Source organism: Muricoccus nepalensis, assembly GCF_006438825.1.
GTDB lineage: Bacteria > Pseudomonadota > Alphaproteobacteria > Acetobacterales > Acetobacteraceae > Roseomonas > Roseomonas nepalensis.
This window is the reverse complement of record NZ_RCZP01000004.1, coordinates 199,428-213,559: the sequence shown is the minus strand read 5'-3', so window position 1 is coordinate 213,559 and position 14,132 is coordinate 199,428. Positions and strand designations below refer to the sequence as shown.

General features: G+C 73.7%; 16 protein-coding genes and 1 tRNA gene. 4 read left to right on the top strand and 13 right to left on the bottom strand.

Annotated elements, in window-relative coordinates:
- Positions 1–42 precede the first annotated feature (42 nt).
- The 3 genes from EAH89_RS07445 to EAH89_RS07435 all read left to right on the top strand — a co-directional run bounded on the left by EAH89_RS07445 (position 43) and on the right by EAH89_RS07435 (position 2,903).
- Entirely contained in the window at positions 43–333 is a 291-nt protein-coding gene (locus EAH89_RS07445; RefSeq protein WP_140882157.1) for a hypothetical protein, read from the top strand.
- A gap of 273 nt (positions 334–606) precedes the next feature.
- Positions 607–960, top strand: a complete 354-nt coding sequence (locus EAH89_RS07440; protein WP_140882156.1) for a hypothetical protein — start codon at positions 607–609, stop codon at positions 958–960.
- The gene (locus tag EAH89_RS07435; protein ID WP_140882155.1) at positions 960–2,903 is read left to right on the top strand and encodes a ThiF family adenylyltransferase; all 1,944 of its coding nucleotides are present in this window, start codon (positions 960–962) and stop codon (positions 2,901–2,903) included. Before EAH89_RS07440 ends, EAH89_RS07435 begins: the two co-directional genes overlap by 1 nt.
- Positions 2,904–2,998: 95 nt before the next feature.
- Here EAH89_RS07435 and EAH89_RS07430 read toward each other — a convergent pair whose 3' ends face one another.
- From EAH89_RS07430 to EAH89_RS07410, 5 genes are all read right to left on the bottom strand, one after another.
- Entirely contained in the window at positions 2,999–3,676 is a 678-nt protein-coding gene (locus tag EAH89_RS07430; RefSeq protein ID WP_140882154.1) for a GNAT family N-acyltransferase, read from the bottom strand.
- A 317-nt stretch (positions 3,677–3,993) separates the two neighbouring features.
- Positions 3,994–4,824: a flocculation-associated PEP-CTERM protein PepA gene (gene pepA / locus EAH89_RS07425; RefSeq protein WP_161993501.1), complete on the bottom strand. Its 831-nt coding sequence runs from the start codon at positions 4,822–4,824 to the stop codon at positions 3,994–3,996.
- Between the two features lie 323 nt (positions 4,825–5,147).
- Entirely contained in the window at positions 5,148–7,394 is a 2,247-nt protein-coding gene (locus tag EAH89_RS07420) for a xanthine dehydrogenase family protein molybdopterin-binding subunit (protein ID WP_140882152.1), read from the bottom strand.
- Positions 7,395–7,398: 4 nt separating this feature from the next.
- The gene (locus EAH89_RS07415; RefSeq protein ID WP_140882151.1) at positions 7,399–7,857 is read right to left on the bottom strand and encodes a (2Fe-2S)-binding protein; all 459 of its coding nucleotides are present in this window, start codon (positions 7,855–7,857) and stop codon (positions 7,399–7,401) included.
- Between the two features lie 178 nt (positions 7,858–8,035).
- Positions 8,036–8,716: an HAD family hydrolase gene (locus EAH89_RS07410; protein WP_194152310.1), complete on the bottom strand. Its 681-nt coding sequence runs from the start codon at positions 8,714–8,716 to the stop codon at positions 8,036–8,038.
- Between the two features lie 129 nt (positions 8,717–8,845).
- Here EAH89_RS07410 and EAH89_RS07405 point away from each other — a divergent pair, with 129 nt between their 5' ends.
- A complete protein-coding gene (locus EAH89_RS07405) occupies positions 8,846–9,151 on the top strand; it encodes a hypothetical protein (protein WP_140882150.1) in 306 nt (101 codons plus the stop codon).
- Positions 9,152–9,215: 64 nt separating this feature from the next.
- On the opposite strand, the gene EAH89_RS07400 is transcribed toward EAH89_RS07405, so the two are convergent.
- From EAH89_RS07400 to hisG, 8 genes are all read right to left on the bottom strand, one after another.
- The gene (locus tag EAH89_RS07400) at positions 9,216–9,449 is read right to left on the bottom strand and encodes a hypothetical protein (protein ID WP_140882149.1); all 234 of its coding nucleotides are present in this window, start codon (positions 9,447–9,449) and stop codon (positions 9,216–9,218) included.
- 116 nt (positions 9,450–9,565) lie between these two features.
- Positions 9,566–9,641 (bottom strand) — tRNA-Phe (locus EAH89_RS07395).
- 88 nt (positions 9,642–9,729) lie between these two features.
- Positions 9,730–9,897, bottom strand: coding sequence for a DNA gyrase inhibitor YacG (yacG, locus tag EAH89_RS07390; RefSeq protein WP_140882148.1), 168 nt, complete (start codon positions 9,895–9,897; stop codon positions 9,730–9,732).
- Entirely contained in the window at positions 9,887–11,041 is a 1,155-nt protein-coding gene (locus EAH89_RS07385; RefSeq protein ID WP_140882147.1) for a ribonuclease E/G, read from the bottom strand. The genes yacG and EAH89_RS07385 overlap by 11 nt, the downstream gene beginning before the upstream one ends.
- A 16-nt stretch (positions 11,042–11,057) precedes the next feature.
- Positions 11,058–11,693 (bottom strand): Maf family protein, encoded by a 636-nt coding sequence (locus EAH89_RS07380; protein ID WP_140882146.1) that lies wholly within the window; start codon positions 11,691–11,693, stop codon positions 11,058–11,060.
- The gene (gene infA / locus EAH89_RS07375; RefSeq protein ID WP_043836045.1) at positions 11,690–11,908 is read right to left on the bottom strand and encodes a translation initiation factor IF-1; all 219 of its coding nucleotides are present in this window, start codon (positions 11,906–11,908) and stop codon (positions 11,690–11,692) included. Before infA ends, EAH89_RS07380 begins: the two co-directional genes overlap by 4 nt.
- Before the next feature lie 238 nt (positions 11,909–12,146).
- On the bottom strand, positions 12,147–13,442 hold the full coding sequence (gene hisD, locus EAH89_RS07370; protein ID WP_140882145.1) for a histidinol dehydrogenase: 1,296 nt from the start codon (positions 13,440–13,442) through the stop codon (positions 12,147–12,149).
- On the bottom strand, positions 13,439–14,131 hold the full coding sequence (gene hisG / locus EAH89_RS07365) for an ATP phosphoribosyltransferase (RefSeq protein WP_140882144.1): 693 nt from the start codon (positions 14,129–14,131) through the stop codon (positions 13,439–13,441). Before hisG ends, hisD begins: the two co-directional genes overlap by 4 nt.
- Position 14,132: the final 1 nt, after the last annotated feature.

The following is a 14,132-nucleotide window of genomic DNA, read 5'->3' as shown; positions in this document are numbered from 1 at the left end:
GAGCGGGCGGGTTCCGCGGCCGCGCGCCGGGAACGTTATTACTTGATCTCTGTTAAGGCGCCGCCCGGCGGGCGGGCGGAGAGTGGCGGGCTGACGGACCAAAGGCAGGCGGCCATGCGCCATCCCATTCCTGGCCTGGACTACTTCCCCGCGCGCGTGCTGACCCGCCACCCGGACAAGCCCGGCGCCGCCGCGCGCGACGACGCGGTCCTGCCCTTTCGCGGCCGCGCCGCGGCGGCAGAGGGGGAGGAGCCTCGGGGCGGGTCCTTCGCTTTTCCCTTCCCCTTGCCGGCGCGCCTCTCCTTCGTGCCGCCCCACCGCCCGAAGGGGTAACCGCGGGCCGCCGGCCGGGCACGGGACATGAGCCTGGGCCTGTGGCGCCCTTGCCGGCGCGCCGGCAAATCGACGCGGCGCCCCCTGGAACAGGGCCGAAGCCCCTCTCTCCCCCTTGCCGGGCGAGCTATGATGATCCGCGCGCTCCCGTGGCGACGCGGTGCCGACGACGCGGGGGTTTTTCCCGTCGTCCGCCGGCCTCGCAACCGCGGGCCGCGAAGAACGTTTTACGAACGAAATTCACCACAAACCCTCGCAGCAAGGGACAAGCCTTTGACGGCGGCAGCCTCCGACCTCGACCGACCCCTGCCGGAGGGGCGCTTCGAGGCAACGGGCCACACGGCCGACGAGCCGGTCCCTGGGGACCGTGCGGCCGGCCACGGGATGCAGGGCCTGATCGGTGCCCTGCGCAACCGCCAGCCCCTGGCGGGGGACGGGATCTGGCGGGTCTCGCTGCGCGGGGAGGAGGGCGGGCGCCTCGTCCGCCGCGACGAGCGCGGCGGATGGCGGCTTCTTCAGGTCGACGACCTGACCGACGCGCAGCTTGAGGCCTATGATGAGGCCATGCAGCCCTCCCCGACCCCCTCCGCCGACCCTCTGGCCATGACCCGGTCCGCCAGCCGCTGATGAAGCCCTTCGACTACCAGGCCGCCTTCTCGCGCAACCTTGGCTGGGTGCGGGCGGAGGAGCAGGAGTCGTTGCGCGGGCGCCGGGTGGCGATCGCGGGCATGGGGGGCGTGGGCGGCGGACACCTGATGGCGCTCGCGCGGCTCGGCATCGGCGCCTTCACCATCGCCGACCTCGACAGCTTCGACCTGCCGAACATGAACCGGCAGGCCGGCGCCTTCACCAGCACCCTCGGCCGCCCCAAGGCCGAGACGCTGGCGGGCATGGCGCGCGAGGTGAACCCTGAGATCCGGCTCCGCGTCTTCCCGAACGGCATCACGCCCGAGAACCTCGACGACTTCCTCGACGGCGCCGACCTCTTCGTGGACGGGATCGACTTCTTCGCCATGGATATCCGGCGCCTGGCCTTCGCCCGCTGCCGGGAGCTCGGCATTCCCGCTGTCACGGCCGCCCCCATCGGCATGGGCGTCGGGCTGCTCGCCTTCATGCCGACCGGCATGAGCTTCGAGAGCTACTTCCGCCTCGAGGGGCAGACGGAGGACGAGCAGTACCTCCGCTTCCTCCTCGGCGTCGCGCCGCGCGGCCTGCACCGGGCCTATCTCGTCGACCCCTCCCGCATCGACCTCGCGAACCACCGCGGCCCCTCCACGGGAGCGGCCTGCCTTCTCTGCGCCGGCGCGGTGGCGGCGATGGCCACGCGCATCCTCCTCATGCGGGGCGGCGTGGAGGCGGCGCCGGTCCACCACCATTACGACGCCTACCTCCAGCGCTTCGTGCAGACGCGGCTGCGGCGCGGGAACGCGGAGCCGGTGCAGCGCCTGAAGCTCGCCATCGCCCGGCGGCAGTTCGCGGCCATGCTCCGCGCCCCGCGCCCGCCGGAGCCGCCCGCGACCCCGCTGGAGGCCATCCTGGAGGCCGCCCGCTGGGCGCCGAGCGGCGACAACGTCCAGCCCTGGCGCTTCGAGGTGCTCGGCGAGGATCAGGTGCGGGTCCGCTTCGACCCCCACGACCCCGCGAACCCCTACGAGTACCGGGGCGGCGAGCCCTCGGTCCTCTCGGCCGGCATGATGCTCGAGGCATTGCGGATCGCGGCCACGATGCACGGCCGGGCCATGGAGTGCCGCATCGACGAGGGATCCGACCGGCTGGTCGCCGAGCTCCGCTTCGTCCCGGCGCCCAAGCAGGAGCCGGACCCGCTCTACGCGCTTCTCCCGCTGCGCTCCGTCGACCGGCGCCCCTACCGCCGCCGCGGGCTGCTCCCGCGCGAGCGGACGGCGCTGGAGGCGGCGATCGGCCCCGGCCTGCGGCTCCGCTGGCACGAGGACGACAACGGCCGCATGGCCTTCGCCCGGCTCGGCGCCCGCGCCACCCGCTTCCGGCTGCGCCTGCCCGGCGCCCACGCCGTCCACCGCAGCGCCATCGACTGGGCGCCCGGCGACAGCCAGACCGGCATCCCCGCCGGCGCGACCGGGCTCTGGCGGCCGACCCTGCCCGTCATGCGCTGGGCGATCCGCGACTGGCGGCGGATGGTGGCGGTGAACCGCCTCGGCGGCGCCCACAGCGCGGCCCTGCAGCTCGACTGGGCCACGGCCTTCGGCAGCGCGGCCTTCCTCAGCGTCGCGCTTCCCAAGGACGCGCCGCGGGACAGGGAGGGGTTGCTCGTCGCCGGGGCCAGCCTGCTGCGCTTCTGGCTGACGGCCACCCGGCTGGGCCTGGCGATGCAGCCGGGCATTGCCGTGCTGCTTTGCGCCCAGGCCGCGGGAACGAGCCTTCCGAACGCGGCCCTGGCGCGCGACGCCGAGCGCTGCGCCGAGGAACTGCGCGCGCTGGCCGGGCCCGAGACGGACCGCCTGGTCTTCCTTGCCCGGATCGGGGAGCCGCGGGACGCACCGCCGCGTCAGCGCTCGGTGCGGCGCCCCCTGGCGGAGCTGAGGGGCGGGTAGGAGCCCCCGGGGCGAACCCGGACGGGGGTCTCAGTCAGGGATGGTTGAGCGGACGCCCGGCGGGGCGTGCCGTCGGAGGGGTGTCGGGCGCCCCGTCAGGCCGCCACGGCCTGGAGGCGGCGGTCGGGCCAGAGGGAGCCGCCGTCGGTCACGTAGTCCCACACGCCCGGGCGCTCGTCGCGCATGCGGCCCAGGACCTGGTCCACGGGGCCCCAGCAGGGCTGGCGCAGGCCGCGGAACTCGATGGCCGGGCCGAGGGGCTGGAAGTGGATGCCGCTGCCGCGGAGAAGGCGGAGCAGCGTGTGCTCCATCACGGCGCACCAGTGGCGCACGCCCATGTTGGCGCTGAGCTGGACCACGCCGCGCATGAGGCCGAGGCGGAGCGGGATGCCGTCCGCCGAGGCGTCGCGAAGGGCCTTGGAGATGGCGAAGCGGCTGATCTCGCCGGTGGCGCGGGTGGGAAGGGCGCGCATGGCCACGTCGCCGCACAGCTTCTGCATGGGCAGGTCGAGGTCGTGCGGCCGGCCGGAGGGCGCCACGATCCGCACGGTGCCCACCAGGCGGCCGGTGCTGCGCTGGGTCAGCAGGGCGTGACCGGCGCGCCGGTCGAAGCGATCGGTCTCCAGGGTGCCGTCCCCGGGCTCGTAGCCGCGCTCCATGCAGTAGACCTGGTGGCGGAGGCGGTAGGCTGCGCGGAGCCGCTCGGGCGTATCCGCGATGGTGACCTCGAAATCCTTCGCGGCGTCTAGGAGGCCGCTGACTGATGACGTCATCGCTCGCCTTTTCTGTTCACGTAACCGTGTGGTGACGAGATTCCGCACAAGTTGCAAGGCCTGATGCGCCGATCAGGGTGCCCAAGGCTTATTTATCCGGGAGAGGAACGGCCGGGACTAAAGCCTGATCAACATATTCCTAAAGTTGCGGTTCCGACATCCGCCAGCGACGCCGGATTGTCAGCTATCCGGCCCTAATTATTATTCCGTTTTCACACCATGTTTGCTGGCTTGGGAAAACGCGGGCACAAAAAAAGGGCGGTGCCACGCTGGCACCGCCCCGGCCGAAGAAGGGCCGAAAAGGAGAGGTTAGACCTTCAGGCGGTCTTGCGGCGGCGGCGCGTCAGGGCGCCGAGGCCGGCGAGGGCCGTGCCGAAGATCATCATGGAGGCGGGCTCGGGAACCGGCGTCGGGTTGCCCGTGGCGGTGAAGGAGATATCGCCGCCGCCGCCGTTGATCAGGAAGCTCCGGCCGCCGTTGACGACCGTCACGATCTGCTCGTTGTTGTTGAAGGCGCCGAACAGGCGAAGGGTCGAGTTGGTCGGCGAGAGGATGAAGTTCGCGAGCTGCTCGACGTAGGAGGCGCTGATGTTGGCGCCGGCGCCCGTCGGGTTGGCCGAGAAGCTGGTCGTGCCGTTGATCAGGCTGCCGGTCGCGAGGGTGGTCGTCGTCCCCGCGTTGGTGACGGTCGGCTGCTGGCTGCCGTTGAAGGTAAAGGCCGAGGCCCCGGTCGCGCCGATCAGCGAGTAGGTCAGGGTGTTGAAAGAGCCCTGCGAGCTCGTGTTGAAGTTCGTCGCGTTCTGGGTGCCCGTGCCGGTGTACTGGAAGTACAGGGTGTAGGCGTCGCGGTTGCCCGTCGGGTTGAAGGTGTTGCTGCCGAGCGAGGCGTTGTTCACCAGCAGGTAGCCGGTCTCGGTGAAGGCCGTCGAGCTGCCGCTGGTCGTGCCGAGATCGACGCGCGAGTAGTCCTTCAGGTTGAGGACGTCGGCGGTGAACTGCGACGCGCCGGGGGCGAAGGCGCCGGGGTTGAAGGTCACCGCGGTCGCCGCCTGCACGGCCACGCTACCGAGGGTCAGCGTGAGAGCAACAGCGGTACCCGCCAGAGTCGCCCTCGTGAGGGCCTTCGCCGTCGCAGAGATATTGCGCATGCGCTGCTTCCTTACGATCGGAGCGGCGGAATTACCGTTCCTGGTTGATCGCAGGCACTGTATCGCACGCACCGTGCCAGAGAAAAAAACGCGAGGCATCAAGGGCTTTGCGCAAAACGCGCCCTTGGTCTACCTCGCGTGTCAAATCTATCGACTTATAACGGCATCGCGATAATATCTTCTCGGCGGCGGTTTTATTGCCTTATGCCAAATAGTTTCCAGATCTTCAATCATTATCGCAAAAATGATCGCGGGCCGTCGCCAGGGCGGGGTGCGCCACGCCGGCACCCCCCGCGCTCTCCTCCCCGGCGGGCCTCCGCCCCTCAGGCCAGGAGCGCGGCGCGCACGCGCCCGGGGGTGAGCGGGATCTCCGGCACCCGCCGCCCGGTCGCCGCGAAGACCGCGTTGGCGAGGGCCGCGCCGGTCGGCGCCTGGCTGCCCTCGCCGGCCCCGAGCGGCGCCTGGTCCGGCCGGTCGATGATCGCGCTCTCGATCCGCGGCAGGGAGGGGAAGGCAAGGATCGGGTAGTCGGCGTAGCTGTCGCTGACGATGCGGTTGGCGTCCCAGCGCCCCTCCTCCAGCAGCGTCCAGCTCGTGGATTGCACCATGCCCCCCTCGATCTGGTTCCGGAGCCCGTCCGGGTTTACCACGCGCCCGGCATCGACCGCGGCCCAGAGGGCGATCGGCCGCACCGCCCCGCTGCGGGTGTCCACCTCCGCCCGGGCGACGACCGCGACGTAGCAGTCCGTGTTCTTGTAGCGGGTGAGGCCGATGCCGGTGCCGGTCATCACCGGCTCCAGCGCGGGCGAGAGCCGCACCGCCTCGGGCGTCCAGCCCGCGAGCTCCACCGCCCGGTGCAGCACGGCGGCCAGCCGCGGGTCGCGCAGGTTCGCCAGGCGGTAGGAGACGGGATCCTTCCCCGCCAGCGCGGCCAGCTCGTCGATGAATAGGTCGCCGCAGAGCGCGTTGAAGTAGCCGCCGAGCGTCCGCAGCGCGGAGGTGCGGATGGGCGCCTCCTTCAGGAAGTGCGTCGAGACCCGCTGGTTCGGGATGCCCGCGTAGATCGGCACCGCGTTCCGCGCGGCGGCGCCCGCCGGCAGGGGCGCGTCGGTCGAGACCGGCGGCCCGACCGGCCGCTCCAGCATCCAGGCCGAGCGCAGGTTGCAGCCCTGCGCCCCCGGCTGCCCCGGCCGGGTGTTGTGCGAGAAGCTCCGCACGTCGTGCGTCCAGGAGGTCGGCGTGCCGTCGAAGCCGAGCCCGGCCTCCATCCGCACGATCATGGCGGAGCTCCAGGGCTCCCAGGCCATCTCCTCCTCGTGGGTCCAGTGAACGCGCACCGGCCGCCCGCCGGCCGCACGCGCGAGCAGCGCGGCGTCGAGGGCCACGTCGTCCGCCCCGTTGTGGCCGTAGCAGCCCGAGCCCTGGGCGTGGACCACCCGGATGGACGCCTCCTCCACCCGCAGCGCCTTCGCGAGGTCGGTGCGCAGCGGGAAGGGGCCCTGCGTGTGCGACCACACCGTCAGCCGCCCGCCCTCCCACTGGGCGAGCGCGCAGGAGGCGCCGATCGAGGCATGGGCCTGGTAGCCGCGGCGGTACTCCACCCGGTGGGCCCGCACGCTGCCCTGGGCGTCGCCGGCCGTGCGGTGGAGGACCTTCTCCTCCGCGTCGATGCCTTTCATGTGGTCGAACACGCCCTTGCCGCCGAAGAGCGGGTCGCCGTTCTCCCAGGCCGCGGCCTCGGCGATGCGCCGGGCGGCCTCGCGCGCCTGCTCCTCCCGCCGCGCGACCACGCCGAGGAAGGAGCCGTCGCGCACCACCGCCACCACGCCCGGCAGCGCACGGGCTGCCGCCTCGTCGAAGGAGAGGAGGCGCGCGGCGTAGCCGGGCGGCCGCGCCACCGCGCCGAACAGCATCCCCTCCGGGCGGAGGTCGTGGATGAAGACCTGCTGCCCGAAGACCTTCGCGGGAAGGTCGGTGCGCGGGAGGGAGGTCCCGACGAGCCGGCCAAGCGCCGGGTCCTTCCGCCGCACCGAGGTATCAACCGGGCGGGCGACGGAGACGCGGCCCGCGGCCTCGCCATAGGTCATGCGGCGGCCGTCGGCGTCCTGGATGGTGGCGTCCGCGACGGTCAGGCGCGAGGGCTCCGTGCCCCAGGCCTCCGCCGCGACGCGCAGGAGGCTCGCGCGCAGGTCGGCGCAGGCCACGCCCAGCGCCTCGCCGCCGTAGCGGACGGACATGGAGCCCGCGGTGAAGCCCTCGTTCGGCGCCGCGTCGGTGTCGGCGGAGAGCACCTCGATCGCCGCGGGGTCGAGGTCGAGCTCCTCGGCGGCGATCTGGCGCATGGCCGTCAGCACGCCCTGGCCGAGCTCCACCCGCCCGGTGCGGACGGTGATCCGCCCGTCGGGCGCGAGGCGGACCCAGGTGTCGAGGCGCGGGTTGGCCAGCAGCATGGGCGTGACCTCGCCCTCGGCGGCGCGCGCCGGGGCGTCGAGGCGGAAGCCGATGGCCAGGCCGGCGGCCGCGGCGGCCAGGCCGAGGCCGCGGCGGGAGAGGGGGGCGGGGCCGGGCATGGCGTCAGGCCCCCTTCCGGGCGGCGCTCAGCACCGCGCGCACCACGCGCGGCTGGGTGCCGCAGCGGCAGAGATTGCCCTCCATGCCCGCCAGCACCTCCGCCTCGGTGATGCCCGGGCGCGCCTGGATGAGGGCGGCGCCCTGCATGATCATGCCGCTCGTGCAGTAGCCGCACTGGGCCGCCTGCTCCGCGAGGAAGGCCTCCTGCAGCGGGTGGGGCCGCTCGGGCGTGCCCAGGCCCTCCAGCGTGGTGACCCGGCGCCCCTCGGCCTCGCCGACCGGAAACTGGCAGGACCGGATGGCCTCGCCGTCCAGGTGCACCGTGCAGGCCCCGCACTGGGCCCGGCCGCAGCCGAGCTTGGGGCCGTTCAGGGCGAGGTCGTTGCGGAGCACGTAGATGAGCGGCGTGGCGGGATCGACGTCCACCTCCACCCCGCGGCCGTTGACCGTGAGCTTCGCCATGATCCCGTCGCTCCTCCCCGTGCCGGCGCCCGGGGCGGGCGGCCGTTGCGCTTGGCCGGCGCGGCCGCCCGAGCGCGCGGGGGAGCCGGCTGACGCGGCGAAGGATGGAACCATCGCCGTGCCGTCTGGAAGAGCTTTGTCGCCCCGGGCAAACCTTTGTGCGGGGAGCGCCCGCGCCTTAGCCGGCAGGGGCCTTCCTGGCGAGCGGCGACGCGTCGAAGCGGGCGAGAAGGTCGGCGGGCCCCTCGAAGATCGCGACGCAACCGGCCCGGCGCAGGTCGCTCTCCGGGAAGCCGCCGCAGAGCACGCCGATCGTCCGCAGCCCGGCGCCCGCCGCGGCCTCGGCGTCGTAGGGCGTGTCCCCGATGGCGATCGCCGCCGCCGGCGCCACGCCCTTGAGGCGGGAGAGGGCAGCCCGGAAGATGTCGGGGAAGGGCTTCGACCGCTCGGCGTCGTCCGAGGAGGTCTCGACGTCCACGAGGTCCTCGATCCCCGCGATCCTCTTGTACTCCTGCAACTCGTCCGCCTTGGCGGAGGAGGCGAGGGCGATCCGCACCCCGTCCTCCCGCAGGCGCCGGAAGAGCGCCGGCACGCCCGGGAAGGGGCGGATCTCCGGCAGGTAGCGCTCCTGCATGAGGCGGGCGCGGTGCTTCGAGAGCGCCTCGCCCTTCGCCTCCATTTCCTCCGGGCTGAGGAAGACGGGCATGAGCTGGTCCCCGCCCTTGCCGATCTGCCCGCGGATCTCCCCGAAGCCGATCTCGTGCCCGAAGTCGCTGAAGGCGTCCTGCCAGGCCCGGGCGTGAAGGTCGACGGAATCGACCAGCGTCCCGTCCACGTCGAAAACAACGGCCTCGATCATCCGCAAGCTCCTGATGCCCTCGCTCAACGCGGTGGGCGCGAAGCCGATGCTCTGACCGATGGAACGCTTCTCGGACGAACCCCGCGGCGCAGCGGGCGTTCAGGAAGGGAGAACCAGAAGGAGCGCGCCATGACCGAGCCCGTCGAAAAGGGCGCCCACATCCTGCCCGAGGAGAACGCCGTCTCCAGCAAGACGACGATGAGCGGGCCCGTGCCCCGCGCGCGGGACAAGTCGCCGGAGCACCAGTACAAGCCGAGCCCGGGCGACAACAACAACTTCAAGGGTCCGGACGCCCCCGGCGGACCCGTGAACATCAAGGTCAAGGGCGCAGACGGCGACGCGCCTGGCCAGCCCGACGAGACCGCCGACCCGGACAACGGCGTGACCGAGGAGACGAAGGCGAAGACCACCGCCATGGGCAAGCACGGGGTCTGACCCCCGCGGCCCGCCCCGGCGGGCCGCACCATGCATTCCGGATGGCGGCGCGGTGCCGCTGTCCCTAGCCGCCGCGCCGCCGCAGCAGGCTCGCCACCACCATGAGCAGCACCCCGACCGCGACCACGCCGTAGCTGGCGGGATCGGAGCGGATCGCGTCGATCGCGGCGGCCGGTATCCAGAGAAGCGAGCGGATCGCGGCCATGGGAAGCCACAGGAGGGTGTCCCATCCCACCTCGCGCGCGGCGAAGCCGAGGGCGACGAGGACGATCCCGAGCGACCAGAGCCTGGTGGACATTCCCGATGCTTCTCCTGTCCGCGCCGGGCCGCGGCACGGCGACCCCCGGCATGTAAGATCGGGCGGGGCGGGGTTCATCCTCCCACCGGGCGCGGCGCCATCGTCGGGGAGGGGAGTGGTGCCCAGGAGTGGAATCGAACCACCGACACTGCGATTTTCAGTCGCATGCTCTACCAACTGAGCTACCTGGGCCCAAGCGAAGCGGCGTTGCCGCCGGCAGAGGTCGCGGGGGATAGACGATGCCGTGGCGCCTGTCCATCCCGCCCGCGATCATTCCGCCCTAGTCGACGTCCTGCTCCTCGGCGGTCTCCGGCTTGACGGGCACCGCGTAGGTCTCGCCGAGCCAGCGCCCGAGATCCACGGCGCGGCAGCGCGGCGAGCAGAAGGGGCGCGCGTTGGGCTGGGCGGGCTTGCCGCAGACGGGGCAGGCGGTCTTCTCATCGGGCATGGGGCGCGGCGTCCTCGATCATCTCCCCGCCCGGCGCGAGGGCCGGGTCGGTAACAAGAGAGATGGGGTGCGCGGCCCCCACGGCGAAGTCCTCCAGCGCGCCGGGATGCGCGCGGAGCGCCTCCGCCACCTGGGGATGCGCCCGCAGCGCCAGCGCCGCGGCCGGGCGGGAAGCGGCCTCCCGCGCCGCGCGGCGCAGCGCGGCAAGCCCGTGGGTGAGAGCCGAGGGCGGCTGGCCCAGCACCTCGTGCAGCGGCGGGTGGACGCGCGTCCGCACCATCTCCATCAGCCCGAGCCCTGTCAGCCCCACCACGCGCAGCAGCGGGTCCGCCCCGGCCGCCTGGCGCAGCGCGGGCAGGAGGGAGGCGCGGCTTTTCGCGGTGCCGCCGGCAAGGTCGAGCAGGATCGGGCCGGCGAGGTGGCGCAGGCGGATCTGGCGCGCGGCCTCGGCCAGGGCGGCGGCGTTGACGGCCCGATGCGCCCCGCTGTCCCGCCCGGCCGAGGCGCCGGTGTCGACGTCGAGCGCGGTCAGGGCCGGCGTGGGGTGGACGAGGAGGCGCCCGCCGCCGGGCAGCGGCACCTCCGGCGAGGCGAGGGTGTCGAAGGCGGCCTCCACCGCCTCGTCGAAGGCGGGCCGGGAAAGGAGCCGGACCCGGCCGGCGCCGAGCGCGGCGCGGAGCCGCGCGGCCTCGCCCGGGTGGTCCGAGACGACGGGGAGGGCGGGATGCGCGGCAGCCAGGCGCAGCGCGGCGTCCGGCCCGCGCCGGAGCAGGCGCGGCGGGCCCTCGCGCGGAAGATCCTTGAGAAGTCCGGTGCCGGAGAGCCGCGGCCCCTTGCCGCCCTGGGCCGCGCGCGTGACGCGAAGGGGAAGGGAGGCGCCCTCGGTCACGCCCGCGCCGCCCTGGGCATCGGGCAGGAAGCCGCTGACCTCGCCTTCCAGCGCCACGAAGACGCCCGAGAGGGCCGAGACGCGGGCGGTGACGCGGGCGAGGTGGAGGTCGCCCACGCCGTCGGGCAGGGCGGGGCGCTCGACGAAGGCGGCCTGCAGGGCGCCGTCCCGCCAGAGCGCCACGCGGCGCTCCCCGGGGGAAGTCGAGACGAGGATGCCCGCCTCCGCCGCGGCGCCCGGCCGTGCCCCGGTCATGGTCGGGCGGCCCTCGTCAGGGGTGCAGCCAGCCGACCCCGCGGAGAAGCTGCGCGGTCTCGAAGAGCGGCAGTCCCACCACGTTGGAGTGGCTGCCGGAGAGGAAGCGCACGAAGACCTCGGCCCGCTGGTGGATGGCGTAGCCGCCGGCCTTTCCCTCCCACTCGCCGGAGGCAACGTAGCCCTCCGCCTGGGCGTCGGTCAGGCGGTGGAAGGCGAGGGTCGTCTCCACCACGCGCTCGCGCAGCCGCCCGTCGGGGGTCACGAGGGCCACGCCGGTGGTCACGCGGTGCCGGCGGCCGGAGAGGAGGTCGAGGAAGCGCCGCGCCTCGGTGGCGTCGGCGGGCTTGCCGAGGATGCGGCGGCCCACGCCCACCACCGTGTCGGCGGCGAGGACGAGACAGCCGGGGGATCGGGCGGCGACGGCCGCGGCCTTGGCGCGCGCGAGGCGCTGGGCGAGGCGGCGCGGCTCCTCGGCCTTGCGCGGCGTCTCGTCGAGGTCGGCGGGGTCGACGCGGTCGGGCACGATGCCCAGCCGGGCCAGGAGGTCCAGGCGGCGCGGGCTGGCGCTGGCAAGGATCAGGGGCGGGCGGGCGGCGTCCGGCCCCGCGGCAGGGCCCGTCTCGGGCCCGTCACCGGCAGGAAGGCTCACTTGAAGCGGAACGTGATCCGGCCCTTGGTGAGGTCGTAGGGGGTCATCTCGACGTTGACGCGGTCGCCGGCGAGGACGCGGATGCGGTTCTTGCGCATCTTGCCGCTGGTGTGGGCGAGCAGCATGTGCTCGTTGTCCAGCTTCACGCGGAACATGGCGTTGGGCAGAAGCTCCATCACCTGGCCGCTGAACTCGATCATGTCTTCCTTCGACATGCCTATCCTTCATTGAGAGCGCGGCGCCCTGCCATGGAGGGGGCGGCGCATGGTCCACGGGAGGCGCCGATGCGCGCCCGGCCCCGCACGCAAAACGAGCGCGGTTCCCTCGGGAAACCGCGCATCCTGTGGCAGAGCACGCCGAAGATGATGCTTCGGGCCAGCCGGGTCAAGGAAAGCGCGGCCGCGCGCCCGCATTGGTGACCTGCAAGGGCCGGGGGCGGCGCGGGGCCGGGGCTCAGCCCATTCCGATCCGCTCGGCGATGCTCCGCGCGTGGGCCTCCAGCCCCTCCGCCCGGGCCAGGGCCACCGCGGCGGGGCCGGTCGCGCGCAGCCCGGCCTCCTCGGCGGCGATCCAGGTCGTGCGCTTGAGGAAGTCGAAGACCGAGAGGCCCGAGGCGAAGCGGGCGGTGCGGCCGGTCGGCAGGACGTGGTTCGGCCCGGCCACGTAGTCGCCGAGCGCCTCCGGGCACCAGGGGCCGAGGAAGGCCGCGCCCGCGTGGCGGATGCGGGCGAAGAGGGCGGCGGGGTCGGCGGTCATGATCTGGAGGTGCTCGGGCGCCAGCCGGTCGGTCAGCGCCGCGCCCTCGTCCCAGTCCCGGACGAGGATCACCGCGCCGTGGCGGCGCCAGGATTCCCCTGCGATGGCGGCGCGGGGAAGGGTGGCGAGCGCCGCCTCCACCGCGGCCGGCACGGCGTCCGCCAGCGCCGGGCTGTCGGTGAGGAGGATCGACTGCGCGGCCTCGTCGTGCTCGGCCTGGGCGAGCAGGTCCATGGCGACGCGCGCCGGGTCCTGGGCGCCGTCCGCCAGCACCACGACCTCGGAGGGGCCGGCGATGCTGTCGATGCCGACGCGGCCAAAGACCTGGCGCTTGGCCTCCGCCACGTAGGCGTTGCCGGGGCCGGTGATCTTGTCCACGGGCGCGAGGCTGGCCGTGCCCCAGGCCAGCGCCGCCACCGCCTGGGCGCCGCCGATGCGCCAGACCTCGGTGACCCCCGCGCGGCGGGCGGCGGCGAGCACGAGGGGGTTCAGCTCCCCGTCCGGGGTCGGCACCACCATGGCGACGCGCGGCACGCCGGCCACCCGCGCCGGGATGGCGTTCATCAGCACGGACGACGGGTAGGCCGCCTTGCCGCCGGGCACGTAGAGGCCCGCCGCGTCCACCGCGCCCCAGCGCATCCCGAGCGTCAGCCCGGCCGGGTCCGGCACGGTGATGTCGGCGGGCATCTGCGCCCGGTGGAAGGTCTCGATCCGGGCGGCCGCGGTGTCGAGGGCCGCCATCAGCGCCGCGGGGATGGAGGCGGTGGCGGCGTCGATCTCCCCGGCCGTCACGCGGAGCGCCGCGGCGTCGCGCGGCTGCCAGCGGTCGAAGCGGGCGGTCAGGTCCAGCAGGGCGGCGTCGCCCTCGGCCCGGACGCGGGCGATGATCTCCGCGACCGCGCCGTCGACGCGGGCGGTGGTGTCGCGGGCCATGTCCAGGAGGGCGGCGAAGCCGGCCTCGAAGCCGGGGTCGCGGGTGTCGAGGCGCCTCATGCCGCTAAGGCCTCGCGGAAGCGGGCCAGCCAGGCGCCGATCAGCTCCGGCTCCGTCTTCAGCGCCGTGCGGTTGACGATGAGGCGGGAGGTGACGGGGGCGATCACCTCGCGCTCCACCAGCCCGTTCGCGCGCAGGGTGGAGCCGGTCTGCACGAGGTCCACGATCAGGCGGGCGAGGCCGAGGGAGGGGGCGAGCTCCATGGCGCCGTTCAGGTGGACGATCTCCGCCTGCACGCCGCGGGCGGCGAAGTGGCGGCGGGCGATGCCTGGGTACTTGGTCGCGACCGTCACGCGCGACCAGCGGGCGGCTTCCTCCGCCACCGGGTCCTCGGCGGGACCCGCGACGCTGACGCGGCAGCGGCCGACGCCGAGGTCGAGCGGGGCGTAGATCTCCGCGTAGTCGAACTCCATCAGCACGTCGGCGCCGCAGACGCCGATCTGAGCGCCGCCATGGGCGACGAAGGTCGCGACGTCGAAGGGGCGGACGCGCACGACGTCGACGCCGGCGTGGTTGGTGGGAAAGCGGAGGTAGCGGCTGTCCTCGTCCGCGAAGTCGCCCCCGGGCACCAAGCCGACGCGGGCGAGGAGGGGTTGCACCTCCTTGAGGATGCGGCCTTTCGGAAGGGCGAGGATCAGGCCGGCCGAGGCCTTGGCCTGGAGGTGCGGGGCATTGAGCGGGTGGTCCATG

Coding starts and splice junctions, on each gene's coding strand:
- EAH89_RS07435 (WP_140882155.1), top strand. CDS start 960: ATGAAGCCCTTCGACTACCAGGCCGCCTTCTCGCGCAACCTTGGCTGG.
- EAH89_RS07430 (WP_140882154.1), bottom strand. CDS start 3,676: ATGACGTCATCAGTCAGCGGCCTCCTAGACGCCGCGAAGGATTTCGAG.
- pepA (WP_161993501.1), bottom strand. CDS start 4,824: ATGCGCAATATCTCTGCGACGGCGAAGGCCCTCACGAGGGCGACTCTG.
- EAH89_RS07420 (WP_140882152.1), bottom strand. CDS start 7,394: ATGCCCGGCCCCGCCCCCCTCTCCCGCCGCGGCCTCGGCCTGGCCGCC.
- EAH89_RS07415 (WP_140882151.1), bottom strand. CDS start 7,857: ATGGCGAAGCTCACGGTCAACGGCCGCGGGGTGGAGGTGGACGTCGAT.
- EAH89_RS07410 (WP_194152310.1), bottom strand. CDS start 8,716: ATGATCGAGGCCGTTGTTTTCGACGTGGACGGGACGCTGGTCGATTCC.
- EAH89_RS07405 (WP_140882150.1), top strand. CDS start 8,846: ATGACCGAGCCCGTCGAAAAGGGCGCCCACATCCTGCCCGAGGAGAAC.
- EAH89_RS07400 (WP_140882149.1), bottom strand. CDS start 9,449: ATGTCCACCAGGCTCTGGTCGCTCGGGATCGTCCTCGTCGCCCTCGGC.
- yacG (WP_140882148.1), bottom strand. CDS start 9,897: ATGCCCGATGAGAAGACCGCCTGCCCCGTCTGCGGCAAGCCCGCCCAG.
- EAH89_RS07385 (WP_140882147.1), bottom strand. CDS start 11,041: ATGACCGGGGCACGGCCGGGCGCCGCGGCGGAGGCGGGCATCCTCGTC.
- infA (WP_043836045.1), bottom strand. CDS start 11,908: ATGTCGAAGGAAGACATGATCGAGTTCAGCGGCCAGGTGATGGAGCTT.
- hisD (WP_140882145.1), bottom strand. CDS start 13,442: ATGAGGCGCCTCGACACCCGCGACCCCGGCTTCGAGGCCGGCTTCGCC.
- hisG (WP_140882144.1), bottom strand. CDS start 14,131: ATGGACCACCCGCTCAATGCCCCGCACCTCCAGGCCAAGGCCTCGGCC.